The 442-nt window shown below is 72.9% G+C and carries 1 protein-coding gene; it reads left to right on the forward strand.

Going from position 1 to position 442, the window contains the following annotated elements:
- A partial coding sequence (locus BN4575_RS22240) for a hypothetical protein (RefSeq protein WP_218060820.1) occupies positions 1 to 442 on the forward strand: 442 nt, incomplete at both ends.

Here is a 442-nt window from a genome sequence, read left to right on the forward strand (position 1 = left end):
CGGAAGCGCCGAGGCCCGCGCCGGACGCGGACCCCGGTGAGAAGGGCGCGGTCGACGCGGCGCCGGAGCAGCCCACGGAATCGCCGAGGCCCGCGCCGGACGCGGACCTCGGGGAGAAGGGCGCGCTCGACGCGACGTCGAAGGCGCCTGTAGAGGGCCTGCGCCGTCTGAAGGAAAAGGGCGCCGCGGAGACCGCTGCGAAGAAGGGCGCCGCGAAGGGGACCGCCGGGGTGGCTCCGAAGGAGAAAGGCGCCGCGGGGGCCGCTCCGAAGGAGAAAGGCGGCGCGGCAGCAGCTTCGAAGGAAAAGGGCGACGTGGAAGCCGTTGGGAAGAAGGGCGCTGCGGCAGAAATTCCGAAGGAGAAGGGCGCCGCGGAAGCCGTTGCGAAGAAGGGCGTCGCCGAGGCCGCTCCGAAGGAGAAGGGCGTCGCCGAGGCCGCTTC

The organism is Aeromonas sp. EERV15 (genome assembly GCF_900079845.1).
In the GTDB taxonomy this organism is placed as follows: Bacteria; Pseudomonadota; Gammaproteobacteria; order Enterobacterales; family Aeromonadaceae; genus Aeromonas; species Aeromonas sobria.